This window comes from Streptomyces sp. ISL-1, from assembly GCF_018614585.1.
GTDB classification, from domain to species: Bacteria; Actinomycetota; Actinomycetes; order Streptomycetales; family Streptomycetaceae; genus Streptomyces; species Streptomyces maoxianensis.
In genome coordinates, this window is record NZ_JAGGOI010000008.1 from 203,452 (window position 1) to 221,477 (window position 18,026).

General features: G+C 71.1%; 13 protein-coding genes. 3 read left to right on the forward strand and 10 right to left on the reverse strand.

Features of this window, described 5'->3' with window-relative positions; all coding sequences use genetic code 11:
* Window positions 1-12: 12 nt before the first annotated feature.
* From J7E87_RS08630 to J7E87_RS08670, 9 genes are all read right to left on the reverse strand, one after another.
* Complete coding sequence (locus tag J7E87_RS08630; protein ID WP_215091666.1) at window positions 13-1,182, reverse strand: pseudouridine synthase; 1,170 nt, start codon at window positions 1,180-1,182, stop codon at window positions 13-15.
* Window positions 1,182-1,748 carry an SMC-Scp complex subunit ScpB gene (scpB, locus tag J7E87_RS08635; RefSeq protein ID WP_251017163.1) on the reverse strand — a complete coding sequence of 189 codons (567 nt, stop codon included), beginning with the start codon at window positions 1,746-1,748 and terminating at the stop codon, window positions 1,182-1,184. Before scpB ends, J7E87_RS08630 begins: the two co-directional genes overlap by 1 nt.
* A 32-nt stretch (window positions 1,749-1,780) precedes the next feature.
* The gene (locus J7E87_RS08640) at window positions 1,781-3,277 is read right to left on the reverse strand and encodes a ScpA family protein (RefSeq protein WP_215091670.1); all 1,497 of its coding nucleotides are present in this window, start codon (window positions 3,275-3,277) and stop codon (window positions 1,781-1,783) included.
* Window positions 3,278-3,325: 48 nt separating this feature from the next.
* Window positions 3,326-3,913 (reverse strand): hypothetical protein, encoded by a 588-nt coding sequence (locus tag J7E87_RS08645; RefSeq protein ID WP_215091761.1) that lies wholly within the window; start codon window positions 3,911-3,913, stop codon window positions 3,326-3,328.
* Entirely contained in the window at window positions 3,910-5,055 is a 1,146-nt protein-coding gene (locus J7E87_RS08650; protein WP_215091672.1) for a ParA family protein, read from the reverse strand. The genes J7E87_RS08645 and J7E87_RS08650 overlap by 4 nt, the downstream gene beginning before the upstream one ends.
* A 381-nt stretch (window positions 5,056-5,436) precedes the next feature.
* A complete protein-coding gene (ald, locus tag J7E87_RS08655) occupies window positions 5,437-6,549 on the reverse strand; it encodes an alanine dehydrogenase (RefSeq protein WP_215091763.1) in 1,113 nt (370 codons plus the stop codon).
* A gap of 144 nt (window positions 6,550-6,693) precedes the next feature.
* On the reverse strand, window positions 6,694-8,739 hold the full coding sequence (locus J7E87_RS08660; protein WP_215091674.1) for a tetratricopeptide repeat protein: 2,046 nt from the start codon (window positions 8,737-8,739) through the stop codon (window positions 6,694-6,696).
* 162 nt (window positions 8,740-8,901) lie between these two features.
* A complete protein-coding gene (locus J7E87_RS08665; RefSeq protein WP_215091676.1) occupies window positions 8,902-9,528 on the reverse strand; it encodes an NUDIX hydrolase in 627 nt (208 codons plus the stop codon).
* Window positions 9,529-9,613: 85 nt separating this feature from the next.
* Window positions 9,614-11,263, reverse strand: coding sequence for a CTP synthase (locus tag J7E87_RS08670; RefSeq protein WP_215091678.1), 1,650 nt, complete (start codon window positions 11,261-11,263; stop codon window positions 9,614-9,616).
* Window positions 11,264-11,670: 407 nt separating this feature from the next.
* Here J7E87_RS08670 and J7E87_RS08675 point away from each other — a divergent pair, with 407 nt between their 5' ends.
* The 3 genes from J7E87_RS08675 (at window position 11,671) to J7E87_RS08685 (ending at window position 16,782) form a co-directional block, all read left to right on the forward strand.
* A complete protein-coding gene (locus tag J7E87_RS08675; protein WP_215091765.1) occupies window positions 11,671-13,473 on the forward strand; it encodes a glycoside hydrolase family 15 protein in 1,803 nt (600 codons plus the stop codon).
* A 117-nt stretch (window positions 13,474-13,590) separates the two neighbouring features.
* On the forward strand, window positions 13,591-14,988 hold the full coding sequence (locus J7E87_RS08680) for an FAD-binding oxidoreductase (protein ID WP_215091680.1): 1,398 nt from the start codon (window positions 13,591-13,593) through the stop codon (window positions 14,986-14,988).
* A 141-nt stretch (window positions 14,989-15,129) separates the two neighbouring features.
* Window positions 15,130-16,782 (forward strand): PucR family transcriptional regulator, encoded by a 1,653-nt coding sequence (locus tag J7E87_RS08685; protein WP_215091683.1) that lies wholly within the window; start codon window positions 15,130-15,132, stop codon window positions 16,780-16,782.
* 74 nt (window positions 16,783-16,856) lie between these two features.
* Here J7E87_RS08685 and J7E87_RS08690 read toward each other — a convergent pair whose 3' ends face one another.
* Window positions 16,857-17,948, reverse strand: a complete 1,092-nt coding sequence (locus J7E87_RS08690) for a glycosyltransferase family 4 protein (protein WP_215091685.1) — start codon at window positions 17,946-17,948, stop codon at window positions 16,857-16,859.
* Between the last annotated feature and the right edge of the window lie 78 nt (window positions 17,949-18,026).

The window sequence follows — 18,026 nt, forward strand, 5'->3', positions numbered from 1 at the left end:
GAACGGGGGTCTCTACAGACCGACTTCCTTCATCAGCATGCCGACCTCGGTGTTGGTCATCCGGCGCAGCCAGCCGGACTTCTGGTCGCCGAGGGCGATCGGGCCGAAGCTGACCCGCACGAGCTTGTCGACCGGGAAGCCGGCCTCGGCGAGCATGCGACGGACGATGTGCTTCCGGCCCTCGTGGAGGGTGACCTCCACCAGGTAGTTCTTGCCGGTGTTCTCGACGACGCGGAAGTGGTCGGCGCGGGCATAGCCGTCGTCCAGCTGGATGCCGTCCTTGAGCCGCTTGCCCAGGTCACGCGGGAGCGGTCCCTGGATCGCGGCGAGGTAGGTCTTCTTCACGCCGTACTTGGGGTGGGTCAGGCGGTGCGCGAGCTCACCGTGGTTGGTGAGCAGGATGATGCCCTCCGTCTCCGTGTCGAGACGTCCGACGTGGAAGAGCCGGGTCTCGCGGTTGGTGACGTAGTCGCCCAGGCACTGCCGACCGTCCGGGTCCTCCATGGAGGAGACGACACCGGCGGGCTTGTTGAGCGCGAAGAAGAGGTGCGACTGCGTGGCGACCGTAAGGCCGTCCACCTTGATCTCGTCCTTCTGCGGGTCGACGCGCTTGCCCTGCTCGAGGACGATCTCGCCGTTGACCTCGACACGGGACTGCTCGATCAGTTCCTCGCACGCGCGGCGCGAGCCCATCCCGGCCCGGGCGAGGATCTTCTGCAGGCGCTCGCCCTCCTGCTCGGCCCCGGGGAACGTCTTGGGCGTCTTGACCTGCGGCTTGTCGGCGTACCGATCGCGGTTGCGCTGCTCGATCTTGGCGTCGAGCTCGCGGGGACGGGATTCGCGCTGGCCGTGCGGGCCGCGGCGGGGGGCACCGGCCCTGCCGCCGCCCTGCGGGGTCTTCGGGCCACCCTTGGCGCCGCCGCGCGCGGACGCGCCACGGCCCTTGCGGGCGCCGCCTTCCTCGGTGGAACCGCCCACGTCGTAGCGGCGCTCCTCGGGCCGGGGGCGGCTGGGACGCTGCTCCTGCTTGTCGTCGCGCCCCTTGCCGCCGGCACCCCGGGAGTCCCGCCCGCCGGCACCCCGGGAGTCCCGGTTCCCGCCGGCACCCCGGGAGTCCCGGTTCCCGCCGGCACCCCGGGAGTCCCGGTTGCCGCTTCCGCTGTTCCTGCCGCTGCTTCGCATCAAAATTCCGTCTTGTCGTCTGCGTCGGTGTCCGGTGCGTCCGGATCGAACGACGGCACACCCTCTTGCGTATCGGCCTCGATCGCCTCCGCCTCGGGGAGAAAGGGCGCGAGCTCCGGGAGCTCGTCCAGGCCGCGTAGGCCCATCCGCTCCAGAAAGTAGTTCGTCGTCCTGTACAGGATCGCACCTGTTTCGGGTTCCGCGCCCGCCTCCTCGACCAGACCCCGCTGGAGGAGGGTGCGCATGACGCCGTCGCAGTTCACTCCGCGCACGGCCGAGACGCGCGAACGGCTGACCGGCTGGCGGTACGCGACGACCGCGAGGGTCTCCAGGGCGGCCTGGGTGAGCCGGGCCTGCTGCCCGTCGAGCACGAAGCGCTCCACGGCTCCGGCGTGCTCGGCCCGCGAGTAGAACCGCCAGCCGCCCGCGACGAGCCGCAGCTCGAAGCCGCGGCCCTGGACGGTGTACTCGTCCGCCAGCTCACGCAGCGCGTCTGCGACGGCCCGGCGCGGCTGCTCCAGGACCTTGGCGAGGTGCTCTTCGGTGGCCGGCTCGTCGACGACCATGAGGACCGCTTCGAGCGCGGGCTTGAGATCGCTCACGCCTTCTCCTCCTCCTGGTTCTCGCGAACCTCAGAATCGAATTCATCGGTCACGGTCGCACCCGCCTCGCCGCCGGTCCACTTGACCATGAGTTCCCCCAGTGCTTCGTCCTGCTCCAGGACGACGGCCTTGTCGCGGTACAGCTCCAGCAGCGCGAGGAAGCGCGCGACGACGGTGAGGGTGTCGGGCGCGTCCGCGGCGAGCTCCCGGAAGCTGACCGCACCGGCCTCCCGCAGCCGCGCCACGACTACCTCGGCCTGCTCGCGCACGGACACGAGGGGGGCGTGGATGTGGTCGACGTACACCTGCGGCCTGGGCCGGGGCTGCATCGCTTTCACCGCGAGCTTGGCGAAGCCCTCGGCGCCGATGCTGATGACGACCTCCGGCAGCAGCTCGGCGTGGTGGGCCTCGAGCCCGACGGTACGGGGGTACCGCTTGCCCTCTTCCTCCAGCCGCGTGTTGAAGATCTCGGCGATCTGCTTGTACGCGCGGTACTGCAGCAGTCGCGCGAAGAGCAGATCCCGCGCTTCGAGCAGCGCGAGGTCGGCCTCGTCCTCCACCTCGGCGGTCGGCAGCAGCCGGGCGGCCTTGAGGTCGAGAAGGGTGGCGGCGACGACGAGGAACTCGGTGGTCTGGTCGAGGTCCCAGTCGTCGCCCATGGCCCGGATGTGCGACATGAACTCGTCGGTGACCTTGGAGAGGGCGACTTCGGTGACGTCGAGTTTGTGCTTGGAGATCAGCTGCAGGAGGAGGTCGAAGGGCCCTTCGAAGTTGGCGAGCCGCACCTTGAACCGACCGTCGGGGACGGCTGGCTCGGCGGGGACGGCGGGCCCGGCAGGGACGGCGGGCCCGGCAGGGACGGCGGGCCCGGCAGGGACGCCTTGGACGACCTCGACGCCGGGAAGGCCGTCGGGCTGCGCCGCCTCGGCCTCGGGAGGGGCATCCGGCTGGGCCGCCCCCGCCTGGACCGGAACGTCCGGCCGGGCCGCCTCGGCCTTGGGGCGGGCGTCCGGCTGGGCCGCCTCGGCCTCGCCCGGGGCGTCTGATGGCGCCGCCTGGACCGGAACGGCCAGGCGGGCCGCCTCGGCCTTGGGGCGGGCGTCCGGCTGGGCCGCCCGGGCATCGCGAGGAACACCTGGCTGCGCCGCCTCCGGCCCGCCCGGGTCGTCGGACTGGGCAGCCCCGGCATCGCCGGGAGCGTCCGGCGCGCCCGCCTCCGGACCGCCCGGAACGTCCGGCTGGGCCGCCTCGGCCTCCTCCGGCAGGTCGGTCCCGGGCGCATCCGGCCGTACCTCAGCCTCGTTCGGCGGGTCGGCCTCGGACGCGCCGCGCGGCGATACAGCGGGCAGCGGCGGGGCAGCGGGAAGCTCACCCGACGCGCCGCCCCCGCCCGCTCCCGGGCCCCGGCCCAGCGAGCGGCGAGGTGAACGAAGCGGGCCGGGGGTCCCCCCGGCCGAAGGCTGGGGGGTGGCGGAGTCATCGGTCGGGGGCATCGCGGTCCAGGGGAAAAAGGAGCAGGCAGGGCAGCGCGCAGGCTACCGTCAGCGCCCGCGCAGACGTCGTACGAGAATGCTCGCCTCGCCGCGCTGCTCAAGATCCGCCAGCACCACCGCCACCGCCTCACGGACGATCCGCCCGCGGTCGACGGCCAGCCCGTGCTCGCCGCGCAGCACCAGCCGCGCGTGCTCGAGGTCCATGAGTTCCTCGGCCGAGACATAGACCGTGATCTTCTCGTCGTGCCGCTCGCGGCCGCTGGGCCGGCGGTTCGCGCCGCGCCCCCGACGGCGCGTCTGCCCCGTCGGCGACACGCCTGCGACTCCCGCAGGGGCCGCCTCTTGCGGGCGACGGGCCTTCGGCACGCCCTCGGCCTCCGTTCCCCGGCTGCGCCCTTGCGCGGAGGAGTCCGCGTCCGCCGCGGAGTGTTCCTCCGACGACGAGGACGACGCAGATGACGAGGCGGCGGACGGCGACGTCTCGGCCGCACCATCGCCGGCCGGATCGCTCTCCCCCGCCGGCGTCGGGACCCTGGGCTCACCGTTCGCCTTGCGGCGCTGAGACGCAGGGGAGGAAGCCTGCAGCGCCATGCCCCCGGTCGTACGGAACAGCTCGTCGGCCCCGGGCAGACTCACTCGGCGTGACACCGGGCGAGCACCTCCCTGGCGAGCTGACGGTACGCGGCGGCGCCGACGGAGTTCGATGCGTACGTGGTGATGGGCTCACCGGCGACCGTCGTCTCCGGGAAGCGCACGGTCCGCCCGATCACCGTGTGGTAGACGTGATCGTCGAAGGCCTCGACCACCCGCGCCAGCACCTCACGGCTGTGCACCGTGCGCGAGTCGTACATCGTGGCGAGGATGCCGTCGAGCTCCAGGTCGGGGTTGAGCCGCTCCTGGACCTTCTCGATCGTCTCGGTCAGCAGCGCCACTCCGCGCAGCGCGAAGAACTCGCACTCGAGCGGCACGATCACCTTGTGCGCGGCGGTCAGCGCGTTCACCGTGAGCAGACCCAGCGACGGCTGACAGTCGATCACGATGTAGTCGTAGTCCGACATCAGCGGCTTCAGCGCGCGCTGCAGCGTCGACTCGCGCGCGACCTCGCTCACCAACTGCACTTCCGCGGCCGAGAGATCGATATTGCTCGGCAGCAGGTCCATGTTGGGCACCGCGGTCTTCAGGAGCACCTCGTCCGCCGCCATGCCCCGCTCCATCAGCAGGTTGTAGACGGTGAGGTCCAGCTCCATCGGGTTGACGCCGAGGCCGACCGACAGGGCTCCCTGCGGGTCGAAGTCGACGAGCAGCACGCGCCGTCCGTACTCCGCGAGCGCGGCCCCCAGGTTGATGGTCGACGTGGTCTTGCCGACGCCGCCCTTCTGGTTGCACATCGCGATGATCTTCGCGGGACCGTGGGAGGTCAGCGGGCCCGGGATCGGGAAGTACGGCAGGGGCCGCCCGGTGGGGCCGATCCGCTCGCGACGCTGACGCGCGGCGTCAGGAGCGAGGGTGGCCGCGTACTCGGGGTCCGGCTCGTACTCGGCGTCGGGGTCGTAGAAGTGCCCCTCGGGGACTTCCTCGTAGGCGGCGAAGTGGGTGGACTCTCGGCCACTCTCGTTGCCGGCCATGGCGTTCACGTGTTGGCCGTCCATCATCTTCATCGTGTGGGCTGTCGTCATGTGCGTCGTGTGCTGGTGTGTCGCGAAGGTACGGACGGCGACGGAGCCGACAGCCTCGAGCCCGGGCTGCTCTGTTGACGGGACCCGGCCCCTCGCAGGCATCCCTGGTTGACCACCCCCGGGAGTAAATGTCGACTCATTCACAAGTCGTCTTACCTCCTTGGACGTGACCAGGAATCTTTATCGATAGGTCAGCGTGGCATCATGCCGACGGTTGGCGACTCTATGGCGTGTCACCGGTCCGCAGCAACACAATCCGCCGGACCCGGCCCGATGTGTCGGCAACCGAACACCCTCCTGTCAAGAGCGCTCAGGACTCCCGGCGTGACCTGGCCCTCACGTTTCGAGGGTGCGCGAAACGGTTAAAGGGTTACGTTCGACGCGAGTTGAGCGAGCGTCGCAAAGCGGTCGGATACACATCCGGCCGGACCTTGCTCGGCAAGGTCCGGCCGTGGGAGTTACGTTGACGGCGCGCGTTGACGCCTAGCCGAGGAGCGCGCTCAGTTCGACGCTCCGAAGGCCGTGGGCCTCGGCGACCGGACCGTAAACGACCTGGCCGTCATGGGTGTTGAGACCCTTGGCGAGCGCCGGGTCGCGGCGCAGCGCCTCGACCCAGCCGCGGTTCGCAAGCTCCACGATGTACGGCAGCGTCGCGTTGGTGAGCGCGTAGGTGGAGGTGTTGGGCACCGCGCCCGGCATGTTGGCGACGCAGTAGAAGACCGAGTTGTGGACCATGAAGGTCGGCTCGGCGTGGGTGGTCGGACGCGAGTCCTCGAAGCAGCCGCCCTGATCGATTGCAATGTCGACAAGTACACTTCCGGGCTTCATCTTGGCGACGAGCTCGTTGGTGACCAGCTTCGGGGCCTTGGCGCCCGGGATGAGAACGGCGCCGATGACGAGGTCCGCCTCGATGACGGCCTTCTCCAGCTCGAAGGCGTTGGAGGCGATCGTCTTCACCTTGCTGCCGAAGACCTTGTCGGCCTCGCGCAGCTTGTTGATGTCACGGTCGAGCAGGGTGACATGGAAGCCCATGCCGACGGCGATCTGCGTGGCGTTCCAGCCGGAGACGCCGCCGCCGATGACGACAGCCTCGCCGGCCGCCGTGCCCGGGACACCGCCCGGCAGCACACCACGGCCGCCGACCGAGCGCATCAGGTGGTACGCGCCGACCTGCGGGGCCAGCCGGCCCGCGACCTCGGACATCGGGGCGAGCAGCGGCAGCGCGCGGTTCACCTCCACCGTCTCGTACGCGATGGCGGTGGTGCCGGACTCCAGCAGGGCGTCCGTGCACTCGCGGGACGCGGCGAGGTGCAGGTAGGTGAAGAGCGTCTGGTCCTTACGGAGGCGGTGGTACTCCTCGGCGACCGGCTCCTTGACCTTGAGCACCAGGTCGGCGATGGCCCAGACCTCGTCGGCGGTGGGCAGGATCTGCGCACCCGCGCCGACGAACTCGTCATCCGTGATCGAGGAGCCGACACCGGCGTTGCGCTCGATGAAGACATGGTGGCCCTGGCGCACGAGCTCGTGCACGCCGGCCGGGGTGATCGCCACCCGGAACTCGTTGTTCTTGACCTCGCGGGGGATGCCGACCTTCACGTCGATCACGGTCCTTGGCTCAGGGGATACAGGGGGGCATTGCCATACATACCCGGATACGCAGGACGCACCGGATGACACCACGAGGACACGTGGCAGAGCCAGTCTAATGAAGGATTTCCCGCTGTCTAGCCTTACAAAGCATCAATCCTTTGCTGAAGTGCTACGGATTTCGCAGGCTGAACCCTCTTCTCCCAGCAGTCTCTCCGCAGTGGAACGGTGCAGCCGGGCCGCCGCCGGGTCGCCCAGCCGGTCGAGGGTGTCGGCCAGCCTGAGCTGCAGGGCTGCCTGCAGCCGCAGGTCCCCCGCCTGCCGCGCCCAATCCACCGCCTCCCGGCAGGTGTGCAAGGACTCCTCCGGCCGGCCCGCGTATTCCTGCACGCGAGCCGCCTCGCTCAACGCTCGTGCCTGGGACGGAACGTCGCCGATCCTGCGGTAACCGGCCACCGCGGCCCGCCAGCTGCGCAGCGCGTCGCCGTACCGGCCGGCGTAGGTGTGCGCCGTGCCGAGCCGGCCGTACAGCCGTGCCTCCTCGGCTCGCTCGCCACGCGCCTGGCGCTGGGCGAGCGCCCTTCCGTACCAGTCGGCGGCCCGCTGCCAGTCCCCCAGTTCCTGGTAGGCACCGCCTACGGATTCCATCGCGCGGCCGGTCGCGTACGGATCATTCGCGGCCCGTCCGGCGTCCAGTGCGGCCCGGTAGCGGGCCAGCGCCGCCTCGTTGCGGCCGGTCTGCGCGTCCAGATCCGCGAGATTGAGCAGGGCCGCTGCCTCTTCCCGGTGCAGCCCGCGCCGCTGGGCGACGCCGAGCACCAGCTGATGCAGGCCGTAGAGCTCGGGAGCGGCGGCCTCAGTACCGCGGTGTGCGGCCAGCGCCCTGACCAGTGCCGCGACAAGCCGGCGCGCCAGGGTGTCCAGTCCACCGTCCTCAACCGCGACGCGCGCGGATGCCAGCAGCGCGGGCAGCCGCCCACTCAGCCACGCTGACGCGGCGGGCGCGCTCGGGAAACGCAGTGCGCTCGGCAGCCCGGCCAGCTTCTTGCGCGCCGGGGAGCCGTCCGGCTCGGTGATGGCACGGCAGGACTGCAGCTGTCGTACGGTCCGCTCCAGCATCCGGGCCCGGGCCAGCTGCACCTCGGCAGGCCGGTCCTGCGCCCGCAAAAGCGCGCGCAGCATCGGCAAGAGACAGCCCGGCACCACGTACTGCTCTCCTTCAGCCTCCGGCGAGAGGACCACCACCGAGTGCAGCAGGCCGAGGGCGGCGAAGTCGTCCAGCGTCGACTGGCCGTCCGACACCGAACAGCCGGCCAGCGCGGACGCGGTGTGCGCGTCGGCGAGCCCGCCGGGCGCGAGGGCCAGCAGCCGCAGAATCCGGGCGGCCGACTGCGGCAGAGACTCGTACACCAGCCGGAAGGCGCGGGCCAGGGGCCTGGCGCCGGTGGGCTGCCCCCCGTCGTCGGGCAGTCCCCGCAGCCGCTTGGCCACATCGGCGACGGACGCCCTCGGCCTGGCCGCGAGCCAGCCGCCGACCAGGACCAGGGCGGCGGGCAGCCCGCCGCACTCCTCGGCGATGGACTCGGCGGCCTGCGGGTCGACGGTGATCCGTACCGACCCGGTGAAGGTGCTGAGCAGTTCGATCGCGGACTTCGCGTCCATCCCGCCCAGCGTGCACGGCCGTACGTCGGGGATTGCGGTCAGCGGCCCCTCGGAGACCGCCACGGCCAGGCAGTCGGGGTTGTCGGGCAGCAGCGGGTCGACCTGCTCGGCGTCACCGGCGTCGTCCAGGAGCAGCAGCATCCGGCGTTCCGCGAGCGCCGCGCGGACCATCTCGGTCAGTTCGTCCTCGTCGGCGCCGGGCGGCGATGCGATGCCCAGGGAGTCGAGCATTTCGCGGGCGGCCGACTCCATCGGGACGCGCCGCCCGCCGGGTTCGGTCAGCCGGGCGCGCAGCACCCCGTCGGGGTAGCCCTCGGCGAGCCGGGAAGCGAGTTCCTCGGCGAGTGCGGTGCGTCCGGATCCGGGCCGCCCGGCGATCAGGAGAACGCGGGCGCGGGGGGCTTTGCGTCCGGCCAGGGTATTCAGGCCGGCCCGTTCGATATCGGCCCGCAGGGACTTCAACTCCCGCTGCCGTCCGAAGAATTGGTCCCGGGACGCTCCGGCCCGGCCGCCCAAGTCCACCGCCTGATCCGCCACGGGCCACGCTCCCGTCCAGTCCGCGCACGAGCCGAGCCCGCCGGGACTCCGCACGGGCGTTCCGAGCGTAGTTCACGCTCTGCGACGATCCCCGCGGAGCGCGGCGGGGCGTCGCCCGATCGGATCCGCAGATCGTCGGACAAGGACCCGGTCGGACCTGGCTCAGGCCTCGAAGGGGCGGGCCGGCCAGGGGGCCTCGGCCGGCCGCAGCGAGTCGAAGCCGTCGCCCGCCAGTACGGCGGTGGCCGACATGGCGCCCACCGCGAGGCAGTTGTTGTGCAGGTCACCGGCGAGCGCGCCACGTACGAGCTCGTCGAGCGGTACCCGCGCGAGCTCCATGTCCGCCTCCTCCTCGGAGACCTCGAAGCGCTCCCCCTCGGCCTCCGACAGATCGCGGGCGAGGAAGATCCGTACGGCCTCGTCACAGCCGCCCGGCGTGGTGAAGACGTCCACCAGCACCCGCCAGTCCTCGGCCTTGACGTGCGCCTCCTCGTACAGCTCGCGCTGCGCGGCGTGCAGCGGGTTCTCACCCGGCACGTCCAGCAGGCCGGCCGGAATCTCCCAGAGCCTGTGGCGTACGGGGTGCCGGTACTGGCGCAGTACGACCACACGGCCCGTGTCATCCAGCGCGAGCACCGCCACCGATCCGGGGTGGACCTGGTAGTCCCGCCGCGCGATCGTGCCGTCGGGCATGACCACATCGTCGGTGCGGACACTGGTCTTGTTGCCCCGGAAGGGCGTCGCCGTAGCGGCGACCTGCCACTCCTCGGGCGTGTCCTTGATGGTCATGAAAACGTCCTCCCACCACACACAACGGAAACCGGGGTACGGGAACCCAAAAGCCCCCGTACCCCGGCAACCGTATCGCCTGTGATTACTTGCCCGTCTTGCGCTCCACCGCGGCCTTCACCAGGCCCGCGAAGAGCGGGTGCGGGCGGGTCGGGCGGGAGCGCAGCTCCGGGTGCGCCTGGGTGGCGACCAGGTAGGGGTGCACCTCGCGCGGGTACTCGACGTACTCCACGAGCTTGTTGTCGGGGGACGTGCCCGAGAAGACGATGCCCGTCTTCTTCTCCAGCTCGGCGCGGTAGGCGTTGTTCACCTCGTAGCGGTGGCGGTGGCGCTCCTCGACGTACGGCTGGTCGCCGTAGACCTCGCGCACGATCGAGCCCTCGGCGAGCTTGGCCGGGTAGAGGCCGAGGCGCATGGTGCCGCCGAGGTCGCCCGCGCCCTCGACGTACGCCAGTTGCTCCTCCATCGTCGAGATGACGGGATGGGCGGTGGCGGCGTCGAACTCGGTGGAGTTGGCGTCGGGGATCTCGGCGAGGTTCCGCGCGGCCTCGATCACGATGCACTGCAGGCCGAGGCAGAGGCCCAGCACGGGGATCTTGTTCTCACGGGCGAACTGGATCGCGCCGACCTTGCCGCTGACACCTCGGTCGCCGAAGCCGCCCGGAATGAGGATCCCGTCGACGTCACCGAGCTCCTTCTTGGCGCCCGCCTGGGTCTTGCAGTTGTCGGAGGCGACCCACTTGACCTTGACGCGGGCCTTGTTGGCGAAGCCTCCGGCGCGCAGCGCCTCGGTCACCGAGAGGTAGGCGTCGGGCAGGTCGATGTACTTGCCGACCAGCGCGACCGTGACCTCGTGGTCGGGGTTGTGGACGCGGTCCAGCAGGTCGTCCCAGATGGTCCAGTCCACATCGCGGAACGCCAGGTCCAGCTTGCGTACGACGTAGGCGTCGAGGCCCTCGGTGTGCAGCACCTTGGGGATGTCGTAGATCGACTTGGCGTCGATGGCCGCGACCACGGCCGCCTCGTCGACGTCGCACATCAGCGAGATCTTGCGCTTGATCGCGGTCGGCACCTCGCGGTCGGCACGCAGCACGATCGCGTCTGGCTGAATACCGATGGCGCGCAGGGCGGCGACCGAGTGCTGGGTCGGCTTGGTCTTCAGCTCACCGGACGGGCCGATGTAGGGCAGCAGCGAGATGTGTACGACGAAGACGTTGTCGCGGCCGACCTCGTGGCGGACCTGGCGCACGGTCTCCAGGAACGGCAGCGACTCGATGTCACCGACGGTGCCGCCGACCTCGGTGATCACCACGTCGACGTCGTCGGTCGCCATGCGGCGGATGCGGTGCTTGATCTCGTTGGTGATGTGCGGGATGACCTGCACCGTGTCGCCCAGGTACTCGCCGCGCCGCTCCTTGGCGATGACCGTCGAGTACACCTGGCCGGTGGTGACGTTGGCCGAGCCGTCGAGGTCGACGTCGAGGAAGCGCTCGTAGTGGCCGATGTCCAGGTCGGTCTCGGCGCCGTCGTTGGTGACGAACACCTCACCGTGCTGGAACGGGTTCATCGTGCCCGGGTCGACGTTCAGGTACGGGTCGAGCTTCTGCATGGTGACCCGCAGGCCCCGTGCCTTGAGCAGCGCGCCCAGGCTGGAGGCCGTGAGGCCCTTGCCGAGGGAGGAGGCGACACCCCCGGTGACGAAGATGTGCTTGGTCGTCATGGATTTGGGCGGCATCGCCAAGAGGGGGCTCCCGTGGTCGCGAGGTGAGGTGCGTACCGGCGGCCTCCGAGGGGGGTCGGGGGGTGCCGTCGCTGCGGTTTCGGGGTCCCTGTTTCACACAGGACGGCCACCGGTCCACGGGGTACCAGGGTATCAGCGACAGCGCGTGACTGCTTCCGGCCACGCATGCTCTGATTAGACACGCCCCTCAACGAGGACTCACTCTTGGCTCACCCGTTCGGCCGTGTCAGGTTGTCGGGACGCCCGCGCGGTTCATCAGGGTGCGTCGTATCCTGCTCGGACACTCGCTGCCGAGCGATGAAAAGGGCGCGGGCGAAGCGCAGCGAGCAGGGCTCGTCAACGACCCTTGACTGCAGTAAGCGCCCCGCGGGGCGGACGTGGCCGTTCGACTGGAGATGCACGTGGCCGGGCGCATCGAGGATTACGCACTTATCGGAGACATGCAGACCGCTGCCCTGGTCTGCAGGGACGGCACAGTGGACTGGCTGTGCCTGCCCCGCTTCGACTCGCATGCCATTTTCGCCGGCCTGCTCGGCACCGAGGAACACGGCTTCTGGCGGCTCGGGCCCGCGCACTCCGCGGAAGCCGGGCCGCCGGCGGCCAGCCGGCGCCGCTACCGCGGGGACTCGCTGATCCTCGAATCGGAGTGGGACACGCCGCGCGGCACGGTCCGCGTGACGGATTTCATGCCGCCGCGCGACGGCGCGCCACAGCTGATCCGGATCGTTGAAGGCGTGAGCGGGCGCGTGCCGATGCGCTCGGCGCTGCGCATGCGGTTCAGTTACGGACGTGTGGTGCCGTGGGTCCACAAGGTCGACGGGCGCACGGTCGCCGTCGCCGGGCCCGACTCGGTGTGGCTGGACGCCGAAACCGAGACGTACGGCAAGAACCTCACCACGTACTCCGACTTCACCGTCGCTCCCGGCGAGCGGATCGCGTTCACGATCAGCTGGCAGCCCTCGCACCACCAGCCGCCGGCGCTGCCCGACCCGGAAGGCTCCCTGGAGACGACCGCCGACTTCTGGCGCGAGTGGGTCGAGCACTGTACGTACCACGGGCCCTACCGCGAGGCCGTAGTCCGCTCACTGATCACGCTGAAGGCGCTGACGTACGCGCCGACGGGCGGGATCGTCGCCGCGCCGACGACATCGCTGCCGGAGGAGATCGGCGGCGTACGCAACTGGGACTACCGCTACACCTGGCTGCGCGACGCCGCGATCACCCTGTCGTCGCTGCTGCGCACCGGCTACCGCGAGGAGGCCCGCGCCTGGCGCGAGTGGCTGCTCCGCGCGGTCGCGGGCGACCCGGAGAACCTGCAGATCATGTACGGGATCGCGGGTGAACGGGAGCTGGGCGAGGCCGAGTTGGACTGGCTGCCCGGATACGAGGGCTCCAGCCCTGTCCGGATCGGGAACGGCGCCGCCCACCAGCTTCAGCTGGATGTGTACGGCGAGGTCACCGAGGCGCTGCACCTGGCCCATATGACGGGCCTGGCGCGCAACGACTACGCCTCGCTGCTTCAGCTCAAGCTGATCCGCTACCTGGAGAAGCACTGGGACCAGCCGGACGAGGGCATCTGGGAGGTGCGCGGGCCGCGCCGGCACTTCGTGCACTCGAAGGTCATGGCGTGGGTCGCCGTCGATCGCACCATCAAGCTGATCGAGTCCGGGGACGCGGACGGACCGCTGGAGCGGTGGCGCGAGCTGCGCGACGAGATCCACCGCGATGTCTGCGAGAAGGGCTACGACAAGGAACGCAACACCTTCACCCAGTCGTACGGCTCCAAGGAACTGGACGCCTCGCTGCTGCTGATTCCGCAGATGGGCTTTCTGCCGCCGGACGACAAGCGCGTCATCGGGACGATCGAGGCGATCCAGCGGGAGCTGTCGACCCAGGACGGTTTCATACTGCGTTATCCGACGGCCGGCGAGGAGGCCGGTGTCGACGGCCTCGAGGGCGACGAGGGCGCGTTCCTCGCCTGCTCGTTCTGGCTCGCCGACGACCTGGCGATGATCGGGCGGGTGGACGAGGCGCGGCGGCTGTTCGAGAAACTGCTGTTGCTCCGCAACGACCTGGGGCTGCTCGCCGAGGAGTGGGACGCGAAGCACCAGCGTCAGGTGGGGAACTTCCCGCAGGCGTTCAGCCACGTTCCACTGATCGACACGGCGCTGCGGCTGACGGCTTCGGGGGCGTACGGAGGGTAGTCCTGGCGGCGCCATGGCCTTCTCCCGACTAACGCGGGGCCTTCTCCCGACTGATCACGTTCCGCTTCGCGGGACTACGATGAGAAGGTCCCCTCGCGCCCTCGGAAGGGGGCCACCATGGCGCCCCAAGGCATAGCGGACACGGCTCTGGCCCGTTTCCGCCAAGAACTGACCGGGGAAGCGATCACCCCCGGTGACAAGGGATACGACGAGGCCCGCGCGGTCTTCAACGGCATGATCGACCGGCGGCCCTCCGTGATCGCCCAGTGCGAGACGCAGTCGGATGTGGCCCGGTCGATCAAGTTCGGTAGGGATCGGGATCTGGAGATCGCGGTGCGCGGCGGCGGCCACAGTGTCGCGGGCATGTCGCTGACCGACGGCGGGATCGTGATCGATCTGCGCCGGATGCGCACCGTGATCGTCGATCCCCATTCCCGTGCCGCACGCATCGGCGGCGGGGCCACCATGAGCAACCTCGACCGCGCGACACAGCCGTACGATCTGGCGACCACGGGCGGCCGCGCGTCGACCACAGGCGTGGGCGGCTTCACGCTGGGCGGCGGATCGGGCTGGCTGGAGCGCAAGTTCGGACTGGCCTGCGACAACCTGCTCGCCGTCGAGCTGGTGACCGCCGACGGCAGCACGGTGCACGCGAGTGAGGACGAGAACCAGGAGCTGTTCTGGGCGCTGCACGGCGGCGGCGGCAACTTCGGCGTGGCCACGTCGATCACCCTGAAACTGCACGAGCTGCCCGCGATGAGCGTGGTCATGCTTCTGTTCCGGCCGGAGGCCGGACCCGAAGTGCTGAAAGCCTTCCGCGACTTCAGGCAATCCGCTCCGGACGAGGCCGGCGGTGGCTGCATCTACCTCACCGGGCCGCCGGAGCCGTTCGTGCCCGAGCCGCTGGTGGGTGAGCTCATGCTCCTTGCGCTGGTCACCTACGCGGGCAGCGAGGCGGAGGCCCGCGACGTCGTCGAGCCGCTGCTGGGGCTCGGTCACGACGGAGAGATGATCGCGGAGCTTCCGTACGCGGAACTGCAGTGCATGCTCGACGACCCGCCCGGGATGCGGAACTACTGGTCCGCCGAGTATCTGGAGAGTTTCCCGGACGAGGCCGTGGACGTCTTCTCCTCCCATGCCTCCGGCATGCCGGTGCCCTCGGCTTCGCAGCACATACTTTTCCCGTTGGGTGGCGCGGTGGCGAAGGGCCGGGCGGACTATCCGGTGCCGTGGCGCGCCTCGCCGTGGGTCGTCCACCCCTTCGGCATCTGGGACAGCCCGCCCGACGACGAGCGCGGCAAGCAGTGGGTCCGCGACGTCCGGGCCGACTTCGCGGCCTGGTCCAGCGGCACGGTCTATCTCAACTTCATCGGGCAGGAGGGCCAGGAGCGGGTGGTGTCCAGCTTCGGCGCCGACAACTACAAGCGGCTCGCGGCGGTCAAGGCGGAGTACGACCCCGACAATGTGTTCCGGCTGAACCACAACATCCGACCGGCCCCGCCGAACGGCGCGTGACACCCGCCGAAACCGTCAAGGGGCCTGACAATCGCCCGCGCGGACCGGCACGGTAGCGTCCGAATCCAGGGCGACGCGGCCCGTCGTCCACGGCGGCGCCACCCGTCCGGCCCGAATGAAATGGCGAGGCGAGAGTCAGCGGTGGAGACCCAAGGCGGAATCACGGTGCAGCGGGCGCTGGAACTGCCCGGGCTGCGCGGCGGACTTCCGGAAGTCGTCGCCGGCGCGGACCGGTTGCAGCGCACGGTGCGCTGGGTGCATGCCGGCGAAGTGCCGAACATCGCCTCCCTGCTGAAGGGCGGCGAACTGCTGCTCACCACGGGCCTGGGCCTGGGCACCCGGCCGGCCGAACAGCGTGCCTTCGTAAGACAGCTCGCCGACCGGGGAATCGCCGCGCTGGTGGTGGAGCTCGGACCGCGCTTCGACCGGCTGCCGGCGGCCATCGTGGAGACGGCCCGGGCCGCCGGGCTGCCGCTGGTGCAACTGCACCGCGAAGTCGCCTTCGTCTCGGTGACGGAGGAGGTCCACACCGAGATCGTCAATGGGCACTACGCCTTGCTGCGGCAGGCCGAGGATGTGCACCGGCGGTGTACGGAGGCACTGCTCAGCGGGGGCGGGGTGCCCCAAGTGCTTCGTATCCTCGCGGACTTCACCGCGAACCCGGTCTTCCTGGAGACGGCGGACGGGCAGCTGCTGTTCGCGGCGGGCTCCGAGTCGGGGCAGGCCGGTGCGGATCCGCTCCAGGTGTGGGACGGGCTGCGCGGCCAGCGGGCCGCGCGGGAGTCACCGCCGGCCGGAACGGCCTTGGTGGACGTCCCCGGGGGCGGGCAGGGGACGGCTGCGGTACGCGCCCGGCTGGTGCTGCTGGCCGTCGGCTCGCCCGTGCTGACGGTGCACCGGATGGCGGCGGAGCGGGCGGCCGGGCTGCTGGCGGTCGTCCTGATGCAGGCCCGCCAGGAGGAGGAACTGGCGGCACGTGGTCGCGGCGACTTCCTGACGGATCTGGCGGAGGGCCGCATCACGGCGGAGGACGCGCCGGCCCAGGCCCGCGTCCTGGGTTTCAAACCGGGCGAAGGACCGCTGCTGCCGGTCGTCATGCGGCTGGCCCCCGAGCTTTCCCCCTCCGGGAACTGGGCGTTGCTGGCCCGGGCCGTGCTGGAGGAGCTGTCCTCGGTCGGCGTACCGGTGCTGCTGGGCGTACGCCCCGTGGAGGGCCGCGTCCCGCTGCTGCTTGGCCTGCGCTCCGAGTCCGAACGCACGGCGGTCGCGGACCGGGTCGCGGCCGCGCTGCGGGCGGGCGTGGAACGGGCCGGTCTGGTGGGGGTCCCCCCGGCCGGAGGCTGGGTCAGCTCGGGCGCGCACCCCCCGGTCGTGGTGGTCGGCATGGCGGGCGGCTGGGCGGCGGCGTCCGCGGGCCTGCGCCATGCGGCGGAAACGGCGACGGCGGCACAGGGTCTGTCCGACCGCCCGTGGTACGACGCACGCCGCCTGGACATCGACCTGCTGCTGTGGCGCCTACGGGACCACCCGGACCTGGCGGCCTTCGTGGACCGCGCGATCGGCCCGCTGCTCGACCACGACGCTGCTTCCCGTCCACCGCTGCTCCCCACGCTGCAGACGTACCTGGCCCACGCGGGCCGCAAGGCGGAGACGGCCCGCGAACTCCATCTGAACCGCCAGACGCTGTACAACCGTCTGGCCCGCATCTCGGAACTCCTGGGCACGGACCTGGACGACCCTCAGACGGTGCTGGCCCTGAGCCTGGCACTGAGGGCGAGGCGTCACGTGCCGTGACGGGCGATACGTTGCGGGATTGCGGGGTTGCCGGGGGGAGGACGTGTGCGTGGCGTCCGGGCTGCGCTCCGGGGTCAGGCCGCCCGCCCCGCCACCAACTCGTCGTACACGCTCAGCACCTGCGCGATCGTGTCGTCCTCCGTCGGCCAGGTCGCCGCCTGTGCCCGCCCCGCCGCCGCGAGTTCCTCCCGCCGCCCCGCGTCCCCCAGCAGCCGCGCCACCGCCTCGCCCAGCGCCGCCGCGTCGCCGTACGGGACCAGTTCGGCCGCCTCTCCCACCAGTTCCGGCACGCCGCCGACCGCTGTCGCGACCAGCGGGACGCCCAGGCGCAGCGCCTCCTGGGCGAGCAGGGAGCGGGCCTCCCAGCGGCTCGTGAGCAGGGCGACGTCAGCCGCCGACAGCAGGTCGGCGATGTCGTCGCGGCGGCCGACGAGCCGCACCGGCAGGTCCTCCGCCTCGATGCGGCGGTGGAGCGCGGCGCGCTCCCGCCCCTCCCCCGCGATCACCACCAGCGGCACCGGGTCCAGGTCGCGCCAGAGCCGCGCCGCGTCCAGCAGCGTCCCGTATCCCCGGCGCGGCTCCAGGCTGCCGACGGCCATCAGCAACGGCCGTTCCACCACGCCCAGTTCGGCTCGGGCTTTGCCCTCGATCGCGTCTGCCCGGCTCCGCGGCGCCGGCGCCGCGACCGGTGCGAGCCGGGCGTCACGGGCGCCGCGGACGCGAGCCCGGTCGACCAGCTCGGAGCAGGTGCCGAGCACAACTGCGGCCGCCCGCGCGGCCCTTCGCTCCAGCAGCCGCAACACCCTCCCCTGCGCCCGCGCCTCGTCGTCGTGGGAGCGCGTGTGCCAGGTGACGACGAGGGGTACGCGCTGCCCGCTGAGCGCCAGCGCGGTGCGTACGGCGGCGTGCAGCCCGTGCGCGTGCACCACGTCCGCCCCCGCGCACGCCGCGCGCAGCGCCCCGACCGACGCCGGGTCGCTGCGCCGCGGCACGGGCGCGAAGTGCGCCCCGGCGCCCGGGAAGTCGTAGAGGTGCTCCAGTTCGGCGGGCGCGCACACCGTCACCCGCACGCCCCGCGCCACCAGCCCCGCGGCCAGCGACCTGACGTGCGCGCTGCTGCCCGCACTGCCGCCGCCCAGCACCTGGACCGTACGCAGCTGTGTCACGCGCCAAGGATGCCAGCCCGTACGCACGTTCCGGCACCGCCGGGATGTCGCGGCCGTGTCAGGTACCGGGCTGACGTG

What these genes read in the sequence shown, in the direction of transcription:
- J7E87_RS08630 (WP_215091666.1), bottom strand. Translation starts at nt 1,182, where the DNA reads ATGCGAAGCAGCGGCAGGAACAGCGGAAGCGGCAACCGGGACTCCCGG.
- scpB (WP_251017163.1), bottom strand. Translation starts at nt 1,748, where the DNA reads ATGGTCGTCGACGAGCCGGCCACCGAAGAGCACCTCGCCAAGGTCCTG.
- J7E87_RS08640 (WP_215091670.1), bottom strand. Translation starts at nt 3,277, where the DNA reads ATGCCCCCGACCGATGACTCCGCCACCCCCCAGCCTTCGGCCGGGGGG.
- J7E87_RS08650 (WP_215091672.1), bottom strand. Translation starts at nt 5,055, where the DNA reads ATGCCTGCGAGGGGCCGGGTCCCGTCAACAGAGCAGCCCGGGCTCGAG.
- J7E87_RS08665 (WP_215091676.1), bottom strand. Translation starts at nt 9,528, where the DNA reads ATGACCATCAAGGACACGCCCGAGGAGTGGCAGGTCGCCGCTACGGCG.
- J7E87_RS08670 (WP_215091678.1), bottom strand. Translation starts at nt 11,263, where the DNA reads ATGCCGCCCAAATCCATGACGACCAAGCACATCTTCGTCACCGGGGGT.
- J7E87_RS08680 (WP_215091680.1), top strand. Translation starts at nt 13,591, where the DNA reads ATGGCGCCCCAAGGCATAGCGGACACGGCTCTGGCCCGTTTCCGCCAA.